Consider the following 22,923-nt stretch of genomic DNA (forward strand, 5'->3'; position numbering starts at 1 on the left):
AGGTGCGCGTCGCAGTGAAAGCTCTCAGGGGCGAGCTGTCGCGTTCGACGGCTGCGGCTTCGAGAAGATGACGACGATGATCACCACGACGCCCACGACGACATGCGGAAGCCACACGTTCATCGCTTCATCGGCAAATCCGAAGATCCACGGCGACAGCGCGAGGAACAGGCTCGCCACAACATCGAAGACGAGGTGGACCGGCATCGGAATGAAGCCGAACGGCCCCCACTCGTACTTCGTGAACAGGCTGTAGACGATGAGGCCGATGCCCAGCACGATCGGGATCACAACGGCCGCGCCGCCGACGCTCGCGAAGCCGAAGAGCCAAGGCGCGGCGATCAGCGCGATGCCCACGAGATAGTCGAGGACACCGTGGACCTTGGTAGGGATGAAGCGCATGATTTCCTCCTAGATGAGATCCGCATTGAGCGGCTGTCATAGAAGGTTCGGCGTGCTCCGTCAAACGGATTGGATCCGACCAGATCGATATCGAACGGCGGGTGCGAACGTCAGGTAGCCCGTTCCGGATCCCGGCGCCACGATCTCATCGAGCGCGGCGAGATCCTCCTGGGTCGGTGTCCATCCCATCGCCGCAGCGTTCGCTTCGATCTGTTCCGGCCGCGTGGCGCCCGCGATGATCGTGTCGATGGCCGGCTGCGTGCGCAGGCCGCCCAGAGCAACGTCGAGCATCGAGATGCCGCGCTCACGCGCGAAGTGCCGGATCCCTTCCACGATGTCCCAGTTCGCCCCGTCGAAACGCGCCTTCTCAGTGGCGAGACGCGTCCCTTCGGGTGCGCCGTCCGCCTGAGAGTACTTGCCCGTCAGCAGGCCGTATGCGAGCGGGAAGTACGGCAGGAGGCTCATGCCATAGTGCTCCAGAGCGGGCGAAAGCTCGGCTTCCGCGCTGCGGTTGTACAGCGAGTACTCGTTCTGCGCCGTGATGAAGTGCTCAGAGCCGATCGCGTCGGCAACACGAGCGGCATCTGCGACCTCCCACGCGGCGAGATTCGAGCAGCCGATGTAACGCACCTTCCCCGACCGCACGAGGTCCGTGAGAGCCTGGAGCGTCTCATCGATCGGTGTGATCCGATCCGGCGTGTGCAGCTGGTACAGGTCGATATGATCGGTGCCGAGCCGCGAAAGCGACCCCTCGACCGCACGCGCGATGTAGCCGCGGCTCGCACGATTCGTGCGCGCACCGGGGTACGTCTCCCCCATGTCCATGCCGAACTTCGTCGCGATGACGACCTCGTCCCGGTGCTGCCCGAGGGCGCGCCCGAGCGACTGCTCCGACGCGCCCACGCCGTACGAATCCGCTGTGTCGAAGAAATTCACGCCCGCGTCCAGCGCGGCGTTGACCACCGCTGCCGACTGATCCTGATCGATGCGACGACCGAAAGCGTTGCACCCGACCCCGAGGGCCGAGACGACGAGTCCGCTTGATCCGAGTGGTGCGAAGTCCATGCTCGTACGCTATCGCGACACGATCGCGTAGCCCTCTTCGCCGTGCACCGACACGTCGACCCCGGCGAGCTCGTCCTCGTTCTTGATACGAAAGCCGATCGTCTTCTCGATCGCGAACCCGAGGATCAGCGCGACGATGAACGAGTATCCGAAGGTTGCCACGGATCCGATCACCTGTACGACGAGCTGCTCGAGGCCGCCGCCCGTGAACAGGCCCGTGTCGATCGCGAAGAAGCCCAGGTAGACCGTGCCGATGAAGCCGCCGACGAGATGCACGCCGACGACGTCGAGCGAGTCGTCGTACCCGAGCTTCCATTTCAGCTCGACCGCCAGCGCACAGGCCGCTCCCGCGATGACGCCGAGCACGATGGCCCACACCGGCTCCAGGTGCGCACACGCCGGAGTGATCGCGACGAGGCCGGCCACGGCGCCCGACACCGCACCGACCGAGGTCGGCTTGCCGCCCTTGAGCTTCTCGACGATGATCCAGCCGAGGATCGCCGCGGCCGGGCACACCATCGTATTGATGACGATCAGTCCGGTCTGCAGGTTGCCGTCCGCGCCGAGCGGTGCCGCGGTGACGCCCGCGTTGAAGCCGAACCATCCGAACCACAGCAGCGACCCGCCGAGCATCACGAGCGGCACGTTGTGCGGCTTCTGGATGCCCTTCTGGAAGCCGACGCGCTTGCCCAGCACGATCGCGAGGGCCAATGCCGCCGCACCCGCGTTGATGTGCACCGCGGTGCCGCCGGCCCAGTCGATGACCTCGACGCCCGAGTCGGGGAACATCATCGAGCCGAGGTTGAAGATCCAGCCGCCGCCCCAGACCCACGCCGCGACCGGGAAGTACACGACCGTCGCCCAGAGGCCCGCGAAGATCATCCACGAACCGAACTTGGCGCGGTCGGCGATCGCGCCGGAGATCAGCGCCACCGTGATGATCGCGAAGGTCGCGCCGAACGCGACGCCGATCGTGTTCTCGCCGGTCGGATCATCGGCGATGGTCGTGCTCAGCCCGAAGTCGGCGAACGGGTTGCCCGCGAAGGTCCCCGGCGACTGCACCGAGCTCATGCTGAACCCGAACAGCACCCATAGCACCGCGACGATGCCGATCGCGCCGAAGCTCATCATCATCATGCTCACGACGCTCTTCGCTTTCACGAGGCCGCCGTAGAACAGTGCGACGCCGGGCGTCATGAGGAGCACGAGCGCCGTCGCAATAATCACCCACGCGAGGTTTCCGCTGTCCATTTTCATCCTTACGGGTCGAGTGTCGAGGGATGAGCCCATCGTGGACACTCGGCGTTTCCCGCAGGGTGGCTGAGGATTTCCGCGGCGTTACGAACCGCCCCGGGTGTGAACGGCGTGTTTCACGCGTGTGTGGAGGCGATCAGGCGCGACACGGCGCGCAGGTACTTCTTCCGGTAGCCGCCGTCGAGCATCTCGTCGGAGAAGACGTCGCTCAGCGCCGCCCCGGTCGCGCGCATCGGGATCTGCGCGTCATACACGCGGTCGACGAACGCGACGAACCGCAGGGCCTCCGACTGGTCGGTCAGCTGGCGCACCCCGCGCAGGCCGACCAGGTCGATTCCCTCGACGAGGCGGATGTACCGCGATGGGTGCACCTGCGCGAGGTGCGAGATCAACGCGTCGAAGTCGTCGTCCGAGGCGGTGCCGTCGATGCTGACGAGAGCTGACTCGTAGTCATCCGGATCCGTCACGACGGCGCCGCCCGCGAGCGAGCGCTGCCGGTAGTCGACGCCGTCGATCCGGATCGTCTCGAAGCTGTCCGACATCGACTGGATCTCGCGCAGGAAGTCCTGCGCAGCGAATCGTCCCTCGCCGAGAGCGTTCGGCGGGGTGTTGCTCGTGGCCGCCAGCCGGGTGCCCGTCCGCACGAGCTCCGCCAGCAGCCGGGTCATGACCATCGTGTCGCCCGGATCGTCCAGCTCGAACTCGTCGATGCACAGCAGCGCGGATCCCGTGAGCAGGTCGACGGTGTTCTTGTACCCGAGCGCCCCCACGAGGGCGGTGTACTCGATGAACGATCCGAAGTACTTCCGCCGGGCGGGCACCGCGTGGTAGATCGACGCGAGCAGGTGGGTCTTGCCGACGCCGAAGCCGCCGTCGAGGTAGACGCCCGGCTTCATCTCCGCGGGGCGCTTGTTCTTGCGGCCGAACGAGAAGAGGCCTCCTCGCGCGAGCGGGGCGGATCCGTGCGTCGCGAAGCGCTGCAGGAGCTCTTTCGACTCCTGCTGAGACGGATACGCGTCGTCGGCCCGATAGGTCTCGAATGTCGCACCGCGGAACTGCGGGGGCGGCACAAGACTCGCGAGCATCTCCTCCCCCGTGAGGCGGGGGCGGCGTTCGGCGAGCTGGACGGTCGTTGCCTGGGCGGAAGTCATCACCTCTCAGGATACGTCGGCGCCGAGACCTCGATCTCTCAGCCAAGCCAGGATGTGTCGGCGCCACCGCGCCTCGTCGTAGTTCCAGAGCTTCGTGTGGCGGGCCTCGGAGTACGACACGAGCCGCACGAGGTCGGGCCGCGCCTCCGCCAGCGAGTGCGAGGCCTCGGACGGGACGAACCCGTCGTCGTCGCTGTGCATCAGCAGGATCGGGTGCACCAGCTCGTCGGCTCGACTGACGACGTCGAGGTCGTTCAGCGAGATCGCGTTGCCGGCCCGCACGACGCGCGACCAGCGCGGCAGCGTGAGCTGTCGCCGCACGATGTGCGCGACCGGGGCGGGCACGTGCAGGGCGCGCGCCTGGAAGTTCAGCACCGTGCGCCAGTCGACGACCGGGGATTCGAGGATGATGCTGTCGACCACGTCGGCGTGTGCCGTGTTCAGCACCGTCTGCAGCGCGATCGCGCCGCCCATCGACCACCCCATCAGCACGATCCGCGTCGCACCGCGTGAGCGCGCGAACTCGATCGCCGCCTCGACGTCGCGCCACTCCGTCGCGCCGAGACCGTACCGCCCGGAGCTCGAGCGCCCGGCCTCGCCGTCGTTGCGGTACGAGACTGCGAGGCTCGTCAGCCCCGCATCGCGGAACACGGGGGCGGCGCGCAGCACCTCGGAGCGCGTGGTGCCGCGGCCGTGCACGCTGATGGCCCACGTCGAGCCGGATCCGCCCTCGCGCGCTGGGAACAGCCACGCCGGGCACGGACCGACCGGGGCGTCGATCTGCACGTCCTCGTACGGGATATGGAGCTCTTCGGGGTGCACGAAGTACCACCCGCTGAAGGTCGCCCGATCGGCGATGCGCTTGCCCGGGGCCACGTGCGTGAGCAGCTTGCGCGTCACCGTGTGCTCGGACGCGGAGAGCACCGAACCGATCTTCAGGTACTCGTGCGCCTCGTTGACGAACAGGCCGTACCGACCGGGCAGAACCGTGTCGAAGCTGCGCGCGAGCGTGATCGTCTGCGAGCCGCGATCGATGCCGACGATCTCGACGTCGGTCAGCCTCCGAGTGGCGGGAGTGACGACCTTCCGCGCGATCGCGAACGAGAGCATCGTGCCGCCGACGATCACGCCGATGGCCAGCGCCGCGGCGGCTCCGAAGACTTCGAGAAGGCCTGCTCTGTCGGACGCGGCGCGCCTGGATCTCCTCAGCACACAATCAGCCTAGTCTGACCGCGTGAACGTCGACGGCGGATCGTCCCGCGGATTCGAAGCCGCCGCAGAACGCCTGCGGACGGTGACGTTCCGCGATGATCTCGCCGTCCGGCAGATCCCCTCGCCTGCCGGGCTCGCCCCCGACAGCATCGCCTTCGCCGCGGACGTGCGCCCGGATTCTCACGGCGACTCCCCGTTCGGCACGGGGCGCTTCATCCTCCTCCACGATCCCGACGAGCCGGACGCCTGGGACGGCGCGTGGCGCATCGTCACGTTCGCGCAGGCGCCCCTCGAGCCCGAGATCGGCACCGATCCCCTGCTCGCCGATGTCGCATGGTCGTGGCTGACCGACGCGCTCGCGGAACGGGGCGCGTCGAGCCGTGCGCTCGCGGGAACCGCGACGAAGACCGTGTCGCGCGGCTTCGGCTCGCTCGCCTCCCAGGGCGACGGCGCGCAGATCGAGCTGCGCGCGTCGTGGTCGCCCGATACGCCCTCGAACGCCCACATCGAGGCCTGGGCCGAGCTCGTCTGTATGCTGGCCGGCCTGCCGCCCGGGTCCGAGGACATCGCGGTGCTCCGCCCCGGCGCACATCCGGCGTGACGATATCCGCGAGAATGGAACCTGCATCATCCCCTCGTGAAGGAGCCCCGTCATTTCGTACCGCGTGATCGACACCGCCGATGAGTTCGAGTCCGCCTGCCGGATCCTGGCGGCGGCGAGCGGCCCCGTCGCCGTCGATGTCGAGCGGGCGAGCGGCTTTCGGTACTCGGCGCGGGCGTATCTCGTGCAGGTGTCCCGACGCGACGCGGGCGTGTTCCTCTTCGATCCGCCGGCGATCGGCGACATGCAGGCGCTGCAGCGCGCGATCGGCGATGAGGAGTGGGTGTTCCACGCCGCCTCGCAGGATCTCCCGTCGCTGCGCGAGCTGGATCTCGTGCCGCCGCGGATCTTCGACACCGAGCTGTCGGCCCGGCTTCTCGACTGGCCGAAGGTGGGGCTCGGCGCTGTCGTCGAGCGCACGCTGGGCATCGTGCTGAAGAAGGAGCACTCGGCGGCCGACTGGTCGACGCGGCCGATGCCGCAATCGTGGCTCGAGTACGCCGCGCTCGACGTGGAGCATCTGCTCGACGTGCGGGACCTGATTGCCGACGAGCTCGCCGAGACGGGGAAGCTCGAGTGGGCCCTGGAGGAGTTCGCGGACGAGCTGGTGCGGCTGCCCAAGCCCGCTCCGGCGGAGCCGTGGCGCAAGCTCAACGGCCTGAACAAGATCCGGGGCCGACGCAACCTCGCGATCGCGCGCGCGTTCTGGCTGTCGCGGGACGCTCTCGCCCGCGAGCTGGACGCGGCCCCCGGCCGCCTCGTGCCGGATCGCTCGCTCGTGGCCGGCGTCGTCGCGCAGCCCCGCTCGAAGGGCGAGCTGTCGAGCCTCAAGGAGTTCACCGGGCGACAGAGCCGCACGCAGATCGATCGGTGGTGGCAGGCATTCGTCGACGGGCGCGCGACCGATGACCTCCCCGCCGAGCGCGTGCCGAGCGATGCGCTCCCGCCCGTGCGCGCGTGGAGCGGGCGCCGCCCCGAGGCCGACGAACGGATCAAGGCCGCCAAGCCCGCGGTCGAGGCGCACGCCGAGTTCCTGTCGATCCCGACCGAGAACCTTCTCACGCCCGACCACCTGCGCCGCGTCGCGTGGCAGCCGCCCGAGCCGCTCACTGAGGACGCCATCGGAGAAGCGCTCGCGAGCCACGGTGCGCGGCCCTGGCAGATCGCCCAGACCGCCCCCATCATTTGCTCCGCGTTTGTGCACGCGGCGCAAGCCTCGGACGATACGGACGAATCGGCTTCGTAGGTTCGGCCCAACCGGATCGCCGCCGCGCGCACCCGGCGCCATAGGCTGGCGGGGCACACCAATTTCAGGAGGCACTGTGGCCAAGCTGACCGACGTCTACTTCGTTGACGGCGTTCGCACCCCCTTCGGTCGCGCAGGCGACAAGGGGATGTACGCACACACCCGCGCAGACGATCTCGCCGTCAAGGCGCTGATCGGGCTGATGGAGCGCAACGGCGACGTTCCCAAGGACCGGATCGACGATGTCGCGATCGCCGCGACATCGCAGACGGGAGATCAGGGCCTCACCCTCGGTCGCACCGTCGCCATGCTCGCGGGTCTGCCGCAGTCGGTTCCGGGGCTCGCGATCGAGCGCATGTGCGCCGGCGCGATGACCGCCGTGACGACGATGGGCGCCTCGATCGGCTTCGGCGCCTACGACTTCGCCATCGCGGGCGGCGTCGAGCACATGGGGCACCACCCGATCGGGGCGAACGCCGACCCGAACCCCCGGTTCGTGGCCGAGAAGCTCGTCGACCCGCAGGCGCTGAACATGGGCGTCACGGCCGAGCGCCTGCACGACCGGTTCCCGCAGCTGACCAAGAAGCGCGCCGACCGGTTCGGCATGCTGAGCCAGCAGAAGGTCCAGGCGGCCTACGACAAGGGCCTCATCCAGCCCGACCTCGTTCCGATCGCCGTCTCCGATGCCGAGGGCGCCTTCGCCCTCGCCACCCAGGACGAGGGGCGGCGCCCGAACACGACGATGGCCGACCTCGAGGGCCTGAAGACGCCGTTCCGTCCGCACGGGCGCGTCACCGCGGGCACCTCATCGCCGCTGACCGACGGCGCGACCATCGGCCTCCTCGCCGGCTCGCACGCCGTGAAGGAGTTCGGGCTCTCCCCCAAGATGCGCATGGTGTCGTTCGGCTACGCCGGCGTCCAGCCCGAGGTGATGGGCATCGGGCCGATCCCGTCGACCGAGAAGGCGCTCGCCAAGGCCGGCCTGACCATCGACGACATCGGATTGTTCGAGCTCAACGAGGCGTTCGCGGTGCAGGTGCTGAGCTTCCTGGATCACTTCGGGATCGACGACGACGACCCGCGCGTGAACCCGTGGGGCGGCGCCATCGCGCTCGGCCACCCGCTCGCCGCGAGCGGCGTGCGGCTCATGATCCAGCTGGCGGCGCAGTTCGCCGAGCGCCCGGACGTGCGCTACGGGCTGACCGCCATGTGCGTCGGCCTCGGGCAGGGCGGCAGCGTGGTGTGGGAGAACCCGCACTACACGGGCAAGACGAAGAGGAAGTGACCGGGCCGATGACCGACTACAGCACCATCGATTTCTCGGACCTCGAGCAGGCATCCGTCGACGAGGTCATCACGCACTCGATCGTGCGCGATGTGACCCTCGCGAGCGGCCGCACGCTCGCCCTCATCACGCTCCACAACGGGCGGGACCACAAGCGACCCAACACGCTCGGCCCGCTGACGCTGCGCGAGCTGAGCGACACGCTCGACGAGCTCGCCGAGCGCGCGGCGAAGGGCGAGATCGACGCCGTCGCGGTGACCGGAAAGCCGTACATCTTCGCGGCCGGCGCCGACCTGTCGCAGATCTCCTCGCTCAGCACGCGCGACCTCGCGCTCAAGATCGCTCAGCGCGGCCACCACGTCCTCGGCAAGCTCAGCGAGCTCGGAGTGCCGTCGTTCTCGTTCGTGAACGGGCTGGCGCTCGGCGGCGGCGTCGAGATCGCGCTGAACTCCACGTATCGCACGATCGACTCGTCGGCCGCCGCGATCGCTCTCCCGGAGGTGTTCCTCGGCATCATCCCCGGATGGGGCGGTGCCTACCTCCTGCCGAACCTGATCGGCATCGAGAACGCGCTCGAGGTCGTCATCTCGAACCCGCTGAAGCAGAACCGCACGCTGAAACCGCAGCAGGCCTACGACCTCGGTATCTTCGACGCGATCTTCTCCCCCGCGAACTTCCTCGAGGCCTCGCTCAGCTGGGCCGACGGCGTGCTCGACGGATCCGTGGCGGTCGAGCGGAAGAACGCACCGGGCAAGATCGAGCGCTCGATCAAGTGGCCCGCCGCGATCAAGATCGCGCGCGGCATGCTCGAATCGAGCGTCGGCCCCATGCCGCGCTCGCCGTATCGGGCCCTCGACCTGCTCGAGCAGGCCGTGAAGGGCACGAAGGAAGAGGGCTTCGAGCGCGAGGACGAGGCGCTGGCGGATCTCGTGGCGAGCGACGAGTTCGCCGCGTCGATGTACGCGTTCGACCTGGTGCAGAAGCGGGCCAAGCGCCCCGTCGGCGCCCCCGACAAGGATCTCGCGCGCCCCGTCACCAAGGTCGGCGTGATCGGAGCGGGCCTCATGGCCAGCCAGTTCGCGCTCCTGTTCGTTCGCCGCCTGCAGGTTCCGGTGCTCATCACCGACGTCTCGCAGGACCGCGTCGACAAGGGCCTCACCTACATCTACGACGAGATCGCGAAGCTCGAGGGCAAGGGGCGCCTCGACGCCGACACCGCCAACCAGCTGCGCGCACTCGTGACCGGAACGACCGACAAGGCCGATTTCGCCGACTGCGACTTCGTGATCGAGGCCGTGTTCGAGGAGACGTCGGTCAAGCAGCAGGTGTTCCGCGAGGTCGAGGAGTTCATCGCCGACGACGCCATCCTCGCAACGAACACCTCGTCGCTGTCGGTGGAGGAGATCGGCTCGGTGCTCGCGCACCCGGAGCGCCTCGTCGGCTTCCACTTCTTCAACCCCGTCGCGGTCATGCCGCTCGTCGAGGTCGTCCGCACGCCGCAGGCCAGCGACGCGGCGGTCTCCACCGCGTTCGTGGTGGCGAAGAACCTGCGCAAGAACGCGATCGCGTCGGCCGATGCGCCGGGCTTCATCGTGAACCGCCTGCTGGCGAAGGTCATGGGCGAGGCCAGTCGTGCGGTCGATGAGGGCGCCGACCTCGTCGATGTCGAGAAGGCCTTCGAGCCGCTCGGCCTGCCGATGGGTCCGTTCGAGCTCATCGACCTCGTGGGCTGGAAGGTCGCGGCCCACGTGCAGGACACGATGGTGCACCACTTCCCGGAGCGCTTCTACGCCTCGCCGAACCTGCACGCGATCGCCGAGATCGAGCAGCCGCTCGAGCGCGACAAGAAGCGCAGGATCACGGGCTGGTCGAAACAGGCTCGCAAGGCGATCGAGGTCGGCAAGTCCCCCGCGAGCGGCGAGGAGATCCTGCGCCGCGTCGAGGACGAGCTCGCGCGCGAGATCCGGCTGATGCTCGATGAGAAGGTCGTCCCGGAGGTCGAGGACATCGACCTCGGGCTCATCCTCGGCGCGGGTTGGCCGATGATCGACGGCGGTGCGACCGCGTATCTCGACCGCGTGGGCGCCTCCGCGCGCGCCGCGGGCGGCGACTTCCACGACCCGAAGATCCTCGGCGTGAACTAGAACCGCCCCGCGACACAAGAGCGGCCCCGGCGATCGCCGGGGCCGCTCTTCGTCATCGGGTGCGTCTGCGCACGGGCTCGGCGGCCCCTGTGGCGCTGCGCGGCGCCTCCGGACGGGCAACGGGCACGCGGGTGCCGAGCACCTGCGAGACGACGTCCTGCGCGATCTTGGCGGGCGTCAGGCCCGTGTCCTCGAGGATCTCGGCGCGCGACGCGTGATCGATGAACTGATCCGGCAGGCCGAGCTCGTCGACGGCCGTGTCGATGCTCGCCTCGCGCAGCACCTGGCGCACGCGCGTGCCGATGCCGCCGACGCGGATCCCGTCCTCGAGGGTGATCACGAGGCGATGGCGCGCCGCGAGGTCGACCAGCGACGCCGCAACGGGCACGACCCAGCGCGGGTCGATCACGGTCGCACCGATCCCCTGCGCGCGCAGGCGCGCGGCCACATCGAGCGCCGTACGCGCGAACGGGCCGATGCCCACGAGCAGCACGTCCTCGTCGCCCTCGCGGAACAGCACGTCCACGCCGTCATCGAGGCGCTCCAGCGCCGGAATATCATCGCCGACGTCGCCCTTCGGGAACCGGATCACCGTGGGCGCGTCGTCGACCTCGACCGCCTCGCCGAGCTCCTCGCGCAGGCGCTCCCCGTCGCGCGGTGCGGCGATGCGGATGTTCGGCACGATGTTGAGCAGCGCCAGGTCCCACATGCCGTGATGGCTCGGCCCGTCGGGGCCGGTCACGCCCGAACGATCGAACACGAAGGTCACGCCTGCCTTGTGCAGCGCCACGTCCATGAGCACCTGGTCGAATGCGCGGTTCACGAACGTCGCGTAGAGCGCGACGACCGGGTGCAGTCCTCCGTAAGCGAGGCCCGCGGCGCTCGTCACGGCGTGCTGTTCGGCGATGCCGACGTCGTAGACCCGGTCGGGGAAGCGCTCGGCGAACGGCGCGAGCCCCGTCGGCCGCAGCATCGCCGCGGTCATGGCGATCACGTCGTCGCGCTTCTCGCCGACCTCGACGAGGCTGTGCGCGAACACGCTCGTCCACGACTGACCGGATCCGCCCGCGACCGGGCGACCCGTCTCCGGATCGATCTTCCCCACCGAATGGAACTGATCCGCCTCGTCGTTCCGGGCGGGCTCGTAGCCGCGGCCCTTCTCGGTGATGACGTGCACGAGCACGGGAGCGCTGTAGCTCTTCGCCAGCTCCAGGGTCTCGGTGAGCGCCGCGAGGTCGTGGCCGTCGATCGGCCCGAGATACTTGATGTCGAGCTGCGTGTACAGCGCGTTGTTGTTCGTGAACCGCGAGAGGAAGCCGCGCGTGCCGCCGCGCAGGCCGCGGTGCAGCGCGCGCCCCACCTTGCCGAAGCGGCGCGCCGCCTGGCCAGACTTCGCGTCGAGGTCGCGGTAGGTCGTGCCCGTGCGCACCTTGTTGAGGAAGCGCGCCATACCGCCGATCGTCGGGGCGTAGCTGCGCCCGTTGTCGTTGACGACGATCACGAGGTTGCGATCGTTGTCGTCGGTGATGTTGTTGAGCGCCTCCCACGTCATGCCGCCCGTGAGGGCGCCGTCGCCGACGACCGCGACGACGTGGCGGTCGGCCCGGCCCGTGCGCGCGAACGCGCGCGAGATGCCGTCGGCCCAGCTCAGCGAGCTCGAGGCGTGCGACGACTCGACGATGTCGTGCGGACTCTCCGACCGCTGCGGGTATCCGGCCAGGCCATCGCGCGAGCGGAGGTCGCGGAAGTCCTGGCGCCCGGTCAGGAGCTTGTGCACGTACGACTGGTGCCCCGTGTCCCAGACGATCGGATCCTCGGGCGATTCGAACACCCGGTGCAGCGCGATCGTCAGCTCGACGACGCCGAGGTTCGGCCCGAGGTGGCCGCCGGTCTGCGACACGTTCTCGATGAGGAACTGCCGCACCTCGGCCGCGAGGTCGACGAGCTGGCGCTTCGACAAGCGATCGAGATCGCGCGGGCCCGAGATCGAATCAAGCAGACTCATAGACTCGACCCTACGCCCCGGCGCTGGAAATCTGGCGGGACGCGACGAGCCCCTCGCCTCCGACCGGAAGCGAGGGGCTCGATGTGCGCGCGAGACTCAGACGAGGCTGCGGAGCACGTACTGCAGGATGCCGCCGTTGCGGTAGTAGTCCGCCTCACCGGGGGTGTCGATGCGAACGACCGCGTCGAACTCGATGGTCTGCTTGCCGGCCGGCGAGTGCTCGCTCGGCTGCGCGGAGACGCGCACCGTGCTCGGGGTGACGCCGTTGTTCAGCTCCGTGAGGCCCTCGATCGAGAACACCTCGGTGCCGTCGAGCCCGAGCGAGTCGGCCGACTCGCCCTCCGGGAACTGCAGCGGAACGACGCCCATGCCGATGAGGTTCGAACGGTGGATCCGCTCGAAGCTCTCGGTGATGACGGCGCTCACGCCCAGCAGGCTGGTGCCCTTGGCGGCCCAGTCGCGCGAGGATCCCGAACCGTACTCCTTGCCGCCGAGCACCACGAGCGGGGTGCCCTCGGCCTGGTAGTTCACCGACGCGTCGTAGATGAACGACTGCGGCGCGCCCTCCCGCGTGAAGTCGCGGGTGTAGCCGCCCTCGACGTCGTCGAGGAGCTGGTTGCGGAGGCGGATGTTCGCGAACGTTCCGCGGATCATGACCTCGTGGTTGCCGCGGCGCGATCCGTAAGAGTTGAAGCTCTTGCGCTCGATGCCGTGCTCGGTGAGGTACTGGCCCGCGGGGGTGTCGGCCTTGATCGCGCCGGCCGGCGAGATGTGGTCGGTCGTGACCGAGTCGCCGAGCTTCGCGAGAACCCGCGCACCCGTGATGTCCTCGACGGGCGTCGTCTCGCGAGTCATGCCCTCGAAGTACGGGGGACGGCGCACGTAGGTGGACTCGTCGTCCCACTCGAAGATCGAACCCTCGGGGGTCGGCAGGTTGCGCCAGCGGTCGTCACCGTCGAACACCGTCTTGTACTGCTTGATGAACTGCTCGCGCGAGATCGACGAGTCGACGATCTCCTGCACCTCTTCGGGCGTCGGCCAGATGTCGTTGAGGAAGACCTCGTTGCCATCGGCGTCGGTACCGAGCGAGTCGGTGTCGAAGTTGAAGTGCATCGAACCGGCCAGCGCGTACGCGACGACGAGCGGCGGCGACGCGAGGTAGTTCATCTTCACGTCGGGGCTGATGCGCCCCTCGAAGTTGCGGTTGCCCGAGAGCACCGCGGTCACGGCGAGGTCGTTGTCGTTGATCGCCTCGGAGACCTCGGTGATCAGCGGTCCCGAGTTGCCGATGCAGATCGTGCAGCCGTAGCCGACGGTGTAGAAGCCGAGGCCCTCGAGGTCCTTGTCGAGGCCCGACTTCTCGTAGTAGTCGGTGACGACCTTCGAGCCCGGGCCGAGCGTCGTCTTGACCCAGGGCTTCTGCGTGAGGCCCTTCTCGCGCGCCTTGCGCGCCAGCAGGCCGGCCGCGATCATGACGGACGGGTTCGACGTGTTGGTGCACGAGGTGATCGCCGCGAGCGTCACGGCGCCGTGGTCGAGCACGTACCGGTCGCCCGCCGCCGAGGTCACCTTGACCGGCTTCGAGACGCCGCTCGCGCCGCTCGAGATGTGCACGGGACGCGTGTCGTGGTCCTCGTCGCCCGGGACGGCGCCCGGGTCGGATGCCGGGAACGAATGCTTCGACTCGAGATCGACGATGTCGTCGGTCGTCGACGCGTCAGCGTAGTTGACGATGTCCTTCTCGAACTGCGTCTTCGCCTCGGAGAGCAGAATGCGGTCCTGCGGGCGCTTCGGGCCGGCGATGGACGGAACGACCGTGGACAGGTCGAGCTCGAGGTACTCGCTGAACTGCGGCTCGTTGGACGGGTCGTGCCAGAGGCCCTGCTCCTTGGCGTACTGCTCGACCAGCTCGACCGCGTGCTCCTCGCGCCCGGTCAGGCGCAGGTAGTCGAGCGTGACGTCGTCGACCGGGAAGATCGCCGCGGTCGAGCCGAACTCGGGGCTCATATTTCCGATGGTCGCGCGGTTCGCGAGGGGCACGGATCCGACGCCGGCGCCGTAGAACTCGACGAACTTGCCGACGACGCCGTGCTTGCGCAGCATGTCGGTGATCGTCAGCACGACGTCGGTCGCGGTCACGGCCGCCGGGATCTGACCGGTGAGCTTGAAGCCGACGACGCGCGGGATGAGCATCGACACGGGCTGGCCGAGCATGGCCGCCTCCGCTTCGATGCCGCCGACGCCCCAGCCGAGCACGCCGAGGCCGTTGACCATCGTCGTGTGCGAGTCGGTGCCGACGCAGGTGTCGGGGTATGCGCGCAGCACGCCGTCGACCGAGCGGTCGTAGACGACCTTGGCGAGGTGTTCGATGTTCACCTGGTGGACGATGCCGGTTCCCGGGGGGACGACCTTGAAGTCGTCGAACGCCGTCTGGCCCCAGCGCAGGAACTGGTAGCGCTCGCCGTTGCGCTCGTACTCGATCTCGACGTTGCGCTCGAGGGCGTCATCGCGGCCGAACAGGTCGGCGATGACCGAGTGGTCGATGACCAGCTCTGCGGGCGAGAGGGGGTTGATCTTGTCGGGATCGCCGCCGAGGCTCGTCACGGCCTCGCGCATCGTCGCGAGGTCGACGATGCAGGGCACACCGGTGAAGTCCTGCATCACCACGCGTGCGGGCGTGAACTGGATCTCGGTGTTGGGGTCGGCATTCGCGTCCCATGCGCCCAGCGCCTCGATCTGCTCGCGGGTGACGTTGGCGCCGTCCTCCGTGCGAAGCAAGTTCTCGAGCAGCACCTTGAGGCTGAACGGAAGCTTGTCGTACCCCTCGACCGCATCGAGTCGATAGATCTCATAGTCGGTGCTACCGACCGTCAAGGTGCTCTTCGCACCGAAGCTGTTCACCGTGGACACGGGCGTCTCCTTCTGGTCGACCGCAGCATTGCGCTCCCAGTTTCCTCCCCCGTCGGCGACGAGGCTAGGAAGGCGGACCTAATGTTGCGCAATTTATCTTGATGTCAAGATAAATATAGCACGCGTCAGGACGACTTCCGCGGGTATGTCGCGCGCACCACGAGCCACGTCACGGCGACGAGCGGCGCGAACAGCGGGATCCCCATCACGAGCTTCACGGTGCCGAGCGTCTGCACGTCGACGTCGGCGAACCACATCGGCAGCTGGACCCCGAGGCGCAGGAAGAACAACGCCGCCCACATGATCGCGAGCCAGAAGAACGCGCGGCGCTTGCGCTTGTCGGCACGCCACGCGATCCCGTCGTCCATGAGGAACCCGACGGCGAGGCCGATCAGCGACCAGCCCACGAGCGCCGAGATGAGGAAAGCGGATCCGTACGCCACGTTGGTGATGAATCCCGGGATGAAGTTGTCTTCGGCGCGCCCCGTGAACAGCACCAGCGCGCCCGCCACACCGACCGCGATGAGACCGCCGAGCGCGGCCGACGGCGGCTGACGCTGGATCAGGCGCGCGACGGTGAAGATCGCCGCCGCGCCGATCGAGGCGACGACCGCCACCGCCAGCTGCTCGGGCCACAGCGCGAGGCTGATGAGGAAGACCATGAGCGGCAGCACCGATTCGACGATGCCGCGCGCGCCGCCGATCGCTTTCCACACGACCTTGCCCGTCGTCGCCTCGTCGGACGGGTCCATGCCGGCGCGGCGCGCGGCCTGTCCGAGGGCCTCGCCGAGCACACGCGACGCGCTCGGCTCCTCCGGCGCGGGCGGCGTCAGCGGCGTCGCGGCGTCGTCGCGACGCGCGTCATCGTCGCTCATCAGGATCCGGGGGTCTGCGGCATCGTGAGCGGGATCAGATCGCGAGGAGGCATCGGTGCGGCCCCGCGCACGACGACGATCGAACGGAACAGGTCTTCGACCTTCTGCGCGGCCTCGGCCGAGCTCGCCCCCTCTCCGCCGATCACGCCGCGCAGAAACCACCGGGGGCCGTCGATGCCGACGAAGCGCACGACGCGCCGGCCCGACTCGGCGCCGGTTCCGGCGGGCACCTCGGCGAGCAGCTCGGCCCCGAGCGGCCCCTCCCGCTCTTCGACCCGCCCGCCCTGCTGCGACACCTGGGCGCGGATCTGTTCGCGCGTCTCGTGCCACAGACCGCTCGAGCGCGGCGCGGCGAACGGCTGCACCTGCAGCGTGGATCCGGCGTAGTCGAGCCCGACCGCGACGATGCGCTGCGTGTTCTCCTCGACCTCGAGGCGCAGGTTGAGCCCCTCGCGCGGCAGCACTTTGATGCCGCCGATGTCGATGTACGGGCGCACCGGGTTGGCCTCGCTCGCGTCGAACGGGCCGGCCTCCGCACGATCGGCCGGGGCCGACTTCTCCGTCGAGGGGACTGCCTCTTCTGCGGCGTCCGAAGTGTCCTGGGGGTCAGTCATCGTTGTCACTCTCCGTTGGTCTTCTCGGCGGCGTATCCGGACGAGCCGAACCCGCCGTCGCCGCGCACGCTGTCGTCAAGGTCGTCGACCGGGAGGAATCTCGCCCGGACGACCGGCGCAACGATGAGCTGCGCGATGCGGTCTCCGGCGGCGATGTCATACGCGCTGTCCCGATCGGTGTTCAGCAGCGCGACCTTGATCTCGCCACGGTACCCCGCATCGATCGTGCCGGGCGCGTTGACGATCGTGATCCCGTGCTTGGCGGCGAGCCCGCTGCGCGGAACGACGAAGCCGGCGTATCCGTCCGGCAGCGCGATGCGCACTCCGGTGGGCACCACCGCGCGCTGACCGGGCTCGAGACGGAGATCGATCGACGACACGAGGTCGGCGCCGGCGTCTCCGGGGTGGGCGTAGGTCGGCACGACCGGTGCGACAATGGGAAGATCCACGGAATCACTCACGCATCGAGGGTAATGCAGAAAACCGCCTCCTCCCCCGATCGGACCCGTTCGACGGGGCCGATCTACCGCGAACGGCTCGCGCCGTCGCTGAAGATCCTCAGCGCGGCAGCCATCGTCGCGCCCATGGTGTCGCTCGTCTTCGTGAAGATGAACAGTGTCGTAGCGCTCGCGCTCGGCGTCGCGTCCGCCGCCGTGCTCATCCTCGTGCTGATCTTCCTCGCGCCCGTGATCTCGGTCTCGGGGCGGGAACTCCTCGCCGGGCGCGCGCATATCGAAGCCGCCCACCTCGGCGAGCCGCTCGCCCTCTCGGGCGACGAGGCCCGCGCCGTGCGCGGAGTGAATCTCGACCCGCGCGGCTGGTACCAGATACGCGGAGGGATCGACGGGATCGTGTTCGTGGAGAACACGGATCCCGACGATCCCGTCAGGTCGTGGACAATCTCGTCCCGCACGCCCGACCGCTTGGCGGCCGCTATTCGGCGTGCGAAGAGCGGGGCGTCCGCTTAGGCGCAGTCCTTGCACACGGGGCCGGAGGGCCCGATGTGGTCGGTCTGCGAGCGGTGCTTCACGAGGAAGCACTCCATGCAGGTGAACTCGTCCTGCTGCGGGGGCAGCACGACGACGTCGAGCTCGACGTTCGAGAGGTCGTTGCCGCCCAGTACGAAGCTGGGGTTGTCGGCGTCCTCGCTCTCGACCGCGGTGCTCTGGTTCGATCGCGCCGCCTTGAGGGCCTCGATCGATTCGTTGCCTTCGTCTTCGTTCTTGTTACGCGGAGCGTCGTAGTCTGTTGCCATCGCCGGGCGTCACTTCTTTCGGGGGTCTGTGGTCAAGTGCAGGGTGCCCCTGCAGTGGTCGCGCGTGCGGCGGAACCGTGCGGAATTCGACATCTGATGCACATCGTGCGTCGTACGCGGGGCGGCGTTAGTTTGCACGACGAAACCTGAATTCGCAAATGCGAGATGTCATGGGCGCGTCATCCGGGAGCCGCAGCAGGTCAAACCCGCGGCGCGCCCGCTGTATTCCCGCACTTCCCGGCCCGCGCGTGACACCATGTGTGCGACGCGATCCGCTCGCGCCAAGCGGAAGGAGCAGGATGGAACAGCTGACCATCGTGGGCACGGAGGGGCAGACGCTCGTCCTCGCCACGGAGCACGGACAGCGCTTCACCCTCGACATCGACGACATGCTGCGCACGGAGGTGCGCCGCGCACGCGCCGAGGCCGAGCCGAAGCCGCGAGAGGCGGGGCCCGGTCCGCGCGAGATCCAGGCGCACATCCGATCGGGCATGTCCGCCGAGGACGTCGCCGAACTGCTCGGCTGCGACATCGAGCGCGTGCGGCTCTTCGAGGGCCCGGTTCTCGCCGAGCGCGAGCACATCGTCGACCGCGCGCTCGCGATGCCGGTCCTCACCGGGGTGCAGGTCGATCTCGACGACGCACCCACCTTCGGCACGTCGATCCGCCAGAAGCTCGCCGACGTGTCGGCGGGGCACGAGCGCTGGTCGAGCTGGAAGACCGACGACGGCTGGGTCGTCAAGCTGAGCTTCGAGGCCGGCGGTGTCGAGCGCGACGCGCGCTGGTCCTTCGACCCCCGCCGCAGCGCGCTCTCCCCCGCCAACGACGACGCCGTGCAGCTGTCGCGCCAGGGCAAGCTGCCGGACGACGGGCTGATCCCGCGCCTCAGGGCGCTCGATGCGTCGGGGGCCGCCAAGGACTCCTCGACGTTCGACGACCAGGCGTTCCAAGAGGAGCACTCGCCCGAGCCGGTCGAGCCCGAGCGCCCCGCCGACACGGCGGACCTCCTCGAGGCCCTCCGCCGCAAGCGCGGGCAGCGCGAGGCGCCTCCCGCGTTCACCGACGCCCCCGACGATCAGCCGTCGCGTCCGGTCGCGACGCTCGGCGGCCTGGATCCGCATCTCGAGGAGACGCCGCCCGCCGGGGACGACGACGCGGACGCGCCGAGCGCGGAGAGCGACAAGTCGTCGCGCCGCAGGGGCCGCCCGACGATGCCCTCGTGGGACGAGATCGTGTTCGGATCCCGCGGAGAGGACTGACTCAGTCCGCATACCCCCCGGCCCGGATGAGCGGAACCGTCGTCTCCTCCGGGGTCAGGGAGCCGTGCTGGCCGATCATGGCCTGCGAACGCTTATCGGCAAGCCGATCGTCGTAGAACGCCCAGAGGCCGCGCGCGGCCACGAGCACGTCCCCGATGCGCCCCGCGACGTGCGGCTGCACCTCGGCGCCGAACAGGCCGTCGGCGATCGCCTCGTCGCGCGTGACGACGTCCGCCGTCGCGCCTGAGACCTCTCGCCACGTCTCGCACAGCGCGGCTGCGTCCTGGCCATGATCGGCGTACACGTGGAGGAAGCGCGGCTCGCCTCCGAGGTGGCGCACGCCGTCCAGGCGCGGATCCCCGTCCTCGAGCAGCACGTGCCTCGTGGACGGCACGTCGATCATCCCGTGATCGGCCGTGACGATGACGCCGATGTCGCGCCCGAGCCCGAACGCGGGCCGCAGCGCGCGGTCGATCTGCTCGAGCGTGTCGCGCCAGCGGTCGGAGTCGACGCCGTGCTTGTGGCCGGCCTTGTCGAGCTCGGGCAGGTAGCAGTACACGAGCGCGCCGTCCTGCTGCTGCGCGAGGGCGCAGGCGACCTGGACGCGCTGCGCGAGATCGCTCTCCGCGGCGAACTCCGCGCCGCGATGCAGCGCCGCCGTGAACCCGCTCCCCCGGTACTCCGGGGATCCGACCGAATACGGCTTGAGGCCGGCGGCGGCCGCGCGCTCGAACACCGTCTCACTGCGCTGCCACGTCGCGGGATCGAGCCCGTTCTCGCCGTAGCCGCTGATCTGGTTCTCGACGACGTCGCGGTCGGGGTCCAGCGCCCGGTACCCGACGAGCCCGTGGACGCCCGGCCATTCGCCCGTGAGGAACGACGCCAGCGCCGCGGCGGTCGTCGAGGGGTATACGGTCTGGGCGACGTGCTTCTTCGGCATCGCCTGCGACAGGGTGCGCGCGTGGGCCCGGTGTGCGCGCAGCTGAATCGCTCCGAGCCCGTCGACGACGAACGCGATCGCCGACCTCACGGGGGGCAGCCATTCGCCCCCGCCGCGCAGAGAACGAAGCATCTCGGGCGCCACTCCGGCGAGATTCCGGGCCGAACGGGCCGCCACGGGTACGATTTTCTGCATCAGGGTCAGTCTCGCACAGGCGCTTTCTGCCCGACATTCGTGACGTGAATCAGAAAGGGCCGCATGGCGCGCAAGCAGGACCAGGTCGCCCCGGTGAACGAGCGCATCGAGGACATCGCGCTCGAGAACGAGATGCAGGGGTCGTACCTCGAGTACGCGTACTCCGTCATCTATTCGCGAGCCCTCCCCGACGCGCGCGATGGGCTCAAGCCCGTGCAGCGACGGATCCTCTATCAGATGTCCGAGATGGGGCTGCGGCCCGACCGCGGGCACGTGAAGAGCGCGCGCGTCGTCGGGGACGTGATGGGAAAGCTGCACCCCCACGGCGACTCGGCGATCTACGACGCGCTCGTGCGCCTCGCGCAGGACTTCGCCATGCGCGTGCCGCTCGTCGACGGTCACGGCAACTTCGGATCCCTCGATGACGGGCCCGCCGCGAGCCGCTACACCGAGGCCCGCCTCGATCGCGCCGCGATGCGGATGTCGGAGAACCTCGACGAGGACGTCGTCGACTTCGTGCCGAACTACGACGGCCAGTACCAGCAGCCCGACGTGCTCGCCGCGGCCTACCCGAACCTGCTCGTCAACGGCGCGACGGGCATCGCGGTGGGAATGGCGACGAACATGGCGCCGCACAACCTCATCGAGGTCGTGAACGCCGCCACGCATCTGCTCGAGCACCCCGGCGCGACCACGACCGAGCTCATGCAGTTCGTGCCGGGGCCCGATTTCCCCGACGGCGGCATCATCATGGGCCTCGACGGCGTCCGCGACGCCTACGAGACCGGGCGCGGATCCGTCAAGGTGCGCGCGAAGACGCAGATCGAGCAGATCGGCCCCCGCCGCACGGGCATCATCGTCACCGAGCTGCCGTACATGGTGGGCCCCGAGCGCGTGATCGAGAAGCTCAAGGACGCCGTGCAGTCCAAGAAGCTGCAGGGCATCAGCGACGTCAACGACCTGTCGGACCGCAAGCACGGCCTGCGCCTGGTCATCGGCGTGAAGACCGGCTTCGACGCCGAGGCCGTGCTCGAGCGCCTGTTCCGGCTGACGCCGCTCGAGGATTCGTTCGGCTTCAACAACGTCGCCCTCGTCGACGGGCAGCCGTCCACGCTCGGGCTGCGCGACATGCTCGTCGTCTACGTCAACCACCGGATCCAGGTCATCACCCGGCGCACGACGTTCCGCTTGGCCCGTCGCCAGGAGCGCCTGCATCTCGTGCAGGGCCTGCTCGTGGCGATCCTCGACATCGACGAGGTGATCCAGGTCATCCGCTCGTCCGAGACGAGCGAGGAGGCCCGGGGGCGCCTGTGCCAGGTGTTCGACCTCGACGATGTGCAGGCCGAGTACATCCTCGAGCTGCGCCTGCGCCGCCTCACGAAGTTCTCCCGCATCGAGCTCGAGACCGAGCGCGACGAGCTGCTCGCCGAGATCGCGCAGCTCCAGGAGCTGCTCGGGTCCGATGCGCTCATCCGCCGACAGGTCGCCGTCGAGCTCGAGGCCGTCTCGGACGAGCTCGGCACGCCGCGGCGCACGGTCCTGATGAACGCGAAGCCGCAGCCGAAGAGGTCGGCGAAGGCGAGCGAAGAGGATCTCCAGATCGCGGATGCGCCGACCCTCGTCGCCCTGTCGACGACGGGCCGCGCGATCCGGATCGACGTGCCGGACGGCGAGGAGATCACTGCCCCCGCGCGCCGCGGCAAGCACGACGCGATCCTGGCCGCCGCGCGCACGACCGTGCGCGGCGAGCTGGGCGCCGTGACCTCGGTGGGCCGGCTCGTGAAGTTCCACCCGATCGATCTGCCGTCCGTGCCGACGAGCTCGATCTCGCTCAGCGCGGGCCAGCGGCTGCGCGACTACATCGGGCTCACCGACAAGGCCGAGGAGATCGTGGGGCTCGTCGAGCTCGCCTCCGACGCCCCGCTCGCGATCGGCACCGCGCAGGGCATCGTGAAGCGCGTCGTGCCATCGGGCCTGCCGTCGAAGCCCGACCTCGAGATCATCTCGCTCAAGCCCGGCGACCGCGTGATCGGCACCGCTACGACGACGGACGAATCCGACCTCGTGTTCGTGACGAGCGATGCGCGCCTGCTGCGGTTCGCCGCCTCGACGGTCCGCCCGCAGGGCGCCTCGGCGGCGGGAATGGCCGGCGTCAAGCTCTCCCCCGATGCCCGCGCCCTGTTCTTCGGCGCCGTCACGGGCGACGGCAACGTCGTCGTCACGGTGTCCACCTCGTCGACGGCGCTTCCGGGCACCGACCCGGGGCGCGCGAAGATCAGCGACTACGGCGAGTATCCCTCCAAGGGGCGCGCGACGAGCGGCGTGCGCGCGCACGCGTTCCTGAAGGGCGAGGACGGCCTGCAGCTCGCGTGGGCCGGCCCGGATCCCGCATACGCGCTCGACGCCAAGGGATCCGTCCGAAAGCTGCCGATGACGCTCTCGAAGCGCGACGGCTCCGGCCAGCTGCTCGACGCGCCCGTCGACACGATCGGACGCGCGCTGTAGCGTCT

At 69.1% G+C, this 22,923-nt stretch carries 19 protein-coding genes; 7 read left to right on the forward strand and 12 right to left on the reverse strand.

The window, feature by feature from the left end; translation table 11 throughout:
• Positions 1-24 precede the first annotated feature (24 nt).
• From G510_RS0100505 to G510_RS0100525, 5 genes are all read right to left on the reverse strand, one after another.
• Positions 25-402 carry an SPW repeat domain-containing protein gene (locus tag G510_RS0100505; RefSeq protein ID WP_029151977.1) on the reverse strand — a complete coding sequence of 126 codons (378 nt, stop codon included), beginning with the start codon at positions 400-402 and terminating at the stop codon, positions 25-27.
• A 60-nt stretch (positions 403-462) separates the two neighbouring features.
• Entirely contained in the window at positions 463-1,467 is a 1,005-nt protein-coding gene (locus tag G510_RS14850) for an aldo/keto reductase (protein WP_051216092.1), read from the reverse strand.
• Between the two features lie 9 nt (positions 1,468-1,476).
• Positions 1,477-2,718: an ammonium transporter gene (locus G510_RS0100515; RefSeq protein WP_029151978.1), complete on the reverse strand. Its 1,242-nt coding sequence runs from the start codon at positions 2,716-2,718 to the stop codon at positions 1,477-1,479.
• A 119-nt stretch (positions 2,719-2,837) separates the two neighbouring features.
• Entirely contained in the window at positions 2,838-3,872 is a 1,035-nt protein-coding gene (gene zapE, locus G510_RS0100520) for a cell division protein ZapE (RefSeq protein WP_029151979.1), read from the reverse strand.
• Between the two features lie 6 nt (positions 3,873-3,878).
• Complete coding sequence (locus tag G510_RS0100525) at positions 3,879-5,084, reverse strand: alpha/beta hydrolase family protein (RefSeq protein ID WP_245563197.1); 1,206 nt, start codon at positions 5,082-5,084, stop codon at positions 3,879-3,881.
• 22 nt (positions 5,085-5,106) lie between these two features.
• Between G510_RS0100525 and G510_RS0100530 the strand changes: the two genes are divergently transcribed.
• The 4 genes from G510_RS0100530 to G510_RS0100545 all read left to right on the forward strand — a co-directional run bounded on the left by G510_RS0100530 (position 5,107) and on the right by G510_RS0100545 (position 10,360).
• Positions 5,107-5,685 (forward strand): DUF3000 domain-containing protein, encoded by a 579-nt coding sequence (locus G510_RS0100530; RefSeq protein WP_029151981.1) that lies wholly within the window; start codon positions 5,107-5,109, stop codon positions 5,683-5,685.
• A 64-nt stretch (positions 5,686-5,749) separates the two neighbouring features.
• Complete coding sequence (locus G510_RS0100535) at positions 5,750-6,931, forward strand: HRDC domain-containing protein (protein WP_029151982.1); 1,182 nt, start codon at positions 5,750-5,752, stop codon at positions 6,929-6,931.
• Positions 6,932-7,007: 76 nt separating this feature from the next.
• The gene (locus tag G510_RS0100540) at positions 7,008-8,216 is read left to right on the forward strand and encodes a thiolase family protein (protein WP_029151983.1); all 1,209 of its coding nucleotides are present in this window, start codon (positions 7,008-7,010) and stop codon (positions 8,214-8,216) included.
• Between the two features lie 8 nt (positions 8,217-8,224).
• On the forward strand, positions 8,225-10,360 hold the full coding sequence (locus G510_RS0100545) for a 3-hydroxyacyl-CoA dehydrogenase NAD-binding domain-containing protein (RefSeq protein ID WP_029151984.1): 2,136 nt from the start codon (positions 8,225-8,227) through the stop codon (positions 10,358-10,360).
• Between the two features lie 52 nt (positions 10,361-10,412).
• Here the strand turns inward: G510_RS0100545 and dxs are convergent, their stop codons facing one another.
• From dxs to dut, 5 genes are all read right to left on the reverse strand, one after another.
• Positions 10,413-12,365: a 1-deoxy-D-xylulose-5-phosphate synthase gene (gene dxs, locus G510_RS0100550; protein WP_029151985.1), complete on the reverse strand. Its 1,953-nt coding sequence runs from the start codon at positions 12,363-12,365 to the stop codon at positions 10,413-10,415.
• Between the two features lie 96 nt (positions 12,366-12,461).
• Complete coding sequence (locus G510_RS0100555; RefSeq protein ID WP_029151986.1) at positions 12,462-15,275, reverse strand: aconitate hydratase; 2,814 nt, start codon at positions 15,273-15,275, stop codon at positions 12,462-12,464.
• 125 nt (positions 15,276-15,400) lie between these two features.
• Positions 15,401-16,150 (reverse strand): DUF3159 domain-containing protein, encoded by a 750-nt coding sequence (locus tag G510_RS0100560; RefSeq protein ID WP_029151987.1) that lies wholly within the window; start codon positions 16,148-16,150, stop codon positions 15,401-15,403.
• Positions 16,150-16,764 (reverse strand): DUF3710 domain-containing protein, encoded by a 615-nt coding sequence (locus G510_RS0100565; RefSeq protein ID WP_029151988.1) that lies wholly within the window; start codon positions 16,762-16,764, stop codon positions 16,150-16,152. Before G510_RS0100565 ends, G510_RS0100560 begins: the two co-directional genes overlap by 1 nt.
• 5 nt (positions 16,765-16,769) lie before the next feature.
• Complete coding sequence (gene dut / locus G510_RS0100570) at positions 16,770-17,225, reverse strand: dUTP diphosphatase (protein WP_029151989.1); 456 nt, start codon at positions 17,223-17,225, stop codon at positions 16,770-16,772.
• A gap of 12 nt (positions 17,226-17,237) precedes the next feature.
• On the opposite strand from dut, the gene G510_RS0100575 reads away from it, so the two are divergent.
• On the forward strand, positions 17,238-17,732 hold the full coding sequence (locus tag G510_RS0100575) for a DUF3093 domain-containing protein (protein WP_029151990.1): 495 nt from the start codon (positions 17,238-17,240) through the stop codon (positions 17,730-17,732).
• On the opposite strand, the gene G510_RS0100580 is transcribed toward G510_RS0100575, so the two are convergent.
• On the reverse strand, positions 17,729-18,019 hold the full coding sequence (locus G510_RS0100580; RefSeq protein ID WP_029151991.1) for a DUF4193 domain-containing protein: 291 nt from the start codon (positions 18,017-18,019) through the stop codon (positions 17,729-17,731). The genes G510_RS0100575 and G510_RS0100580 overlap by 4 nt on opposite strands.
• A gap of 299 nt (positions 18,020-18,318) precedes the next feature.
• Here G510_RS0100580 and sepH point away from each other — a divergent pair, with 299 nt between their 5' ends.
• Positions 18,319-19,278, forward strand: coding sequence for a septation protein SepH (gene sepH / locus G510_RS0100585; RefSeq protein WP_029151992.1), 960 nt, complete (start codon positions 18,319-18,321; stop codon positions 19,276-19,278).
• 1 nt (position 19,279) lies between these two features.
• On the opposite strand, the gene G510_RS0100590 is transcribed toward sepH, so the two are convergent.
• Positions 19,280-20,413 carry an alkaline phosphatase family protein gene (locus tag G510_RS0100590; RefSeq protein ID WP_036321396.1) on the reverse strand — a complete coding sequence of 378 codons (1,134 nt, stop codon included), beginning with the start codon at positions 20,411-20,413 and terminating at the stop codon, positions 19,280-19,282.
• A 63-nt stretch (positions 20,414-20,476) separates the two neighbouring features.
• Here G510_RS0100590 and G510_RS0100595 point away from each other — a divergent pair, with 63 nt between their 5' ends.
• Positions 20,477-22,918: a DNA gyrase/topoisomerase IV subunit A gene (locus tag G510_RS0100595; protein ID WP_029151994.1), complete on the forward strand. Its 2,442-nt coding sequence runs from the start codon at positions 20,477-20,479 to the stop codon at positions 22,916-22,918.
• Positions 22,919-22,923 lie beyond the last annotated feature (5 nt).

Source organism: Microbacterium gubbeenense DSM 15944 (genome assembly GCF_000422745.1).
GTDB classification, from domain to species: domain Bacteria; phylum Actinomycetota; class Actinomycetes; order Actinomycetales; family Microbacteriaceae; genus Microbacterium; species Microbacterium gubbeenense.

Coding starts and splice junctions, on each gene's coding strand:
- G510_RS0100545 (WP_029151984.1), top strand. CDS start 8,225: ATGACCGACTACAGCACCATCGATTTCTCGGACCTCGAGCAGGCATCC.
- G510_RS0100575 (WP_029151990.1), top strand. CDS start 17,238: ATGCAGAAAACCGCCTCCTCCCCCGATCGGACCCGTTCGACGGGGCCG.
- G510_RS14850 (WP_051216092.1), bottom strand. CDS start 1,467: ATGGACTTCGCACCACTCGGATCAAGCGGACTCGTCGTCTCGGCCCTC.
- G510_RS0100580 (WP_029151991.1), bottom strand. CDS start 18,019: ATGGCAACAGACTACGACGCTCCGCGTAACAAGAACGAAGACGAAGGC.
- G510_RS0100560 (WP_029151987.1), bottom strand. CDS start 16,150: ATGAGCGACGATGACGCGCGTCGCGACGACGCCGCGACGCCGCTGACG.
- zapE (WP_029151979.1), bottom strand. CDS start 3,872: ATGACTTCCGCCCAGGCAACGACCGTCCAGCTCGCCGAACGCCGCCCC.
- sepH (WP_029151992.1), top strand. CDS start 18,319: ATGGAACAGCTGACCATCGTGGGCACGGAGGGGCAGACGCTCGTCCTC.
- G510_RS0100505 (WP_029151977.1), bottom strand. CDS start 402: ATGCGCTTCATCCCTACCAAGGTCCACGGTGTCCTCGACTATCTCGTG.
- G510_RS0100595 (WP_029151994.1), top strand. CDS start 20,477: ATGGCGCGCAAGCAGGACCAGGTCGCCCCGGTGAACGAGCGCATCGAG.
- G510_RS0100590 (WP_036321396.1), bottom strand. CDS start 20,413: ATGCAGAAAATCGTACCCGTGGCGGCCCGTTCGGCCCGGAATCTCGCC.
- G510_RS0100565 (WP_029151988.1), bottom strand. CDS start 16,764: ATGACTGACCCCCAGGACACTTCGGACGCCGCAGAAGAGGCAGTCCCC.
- G510_RS0100515 (WP_029151978.1), bottom strand. CDS start 2,718: ATGGACAGCGGAAACCTCGCGTGGGTGATTATTGCGACGGCGCTCGTG.
- dxs (WP_029151985.1), bottom strand. CDS start 12,365: ATGAGTCTGCTTGATTCGATCTCGGGCCCGCGCGATCTCGATCGCTTG.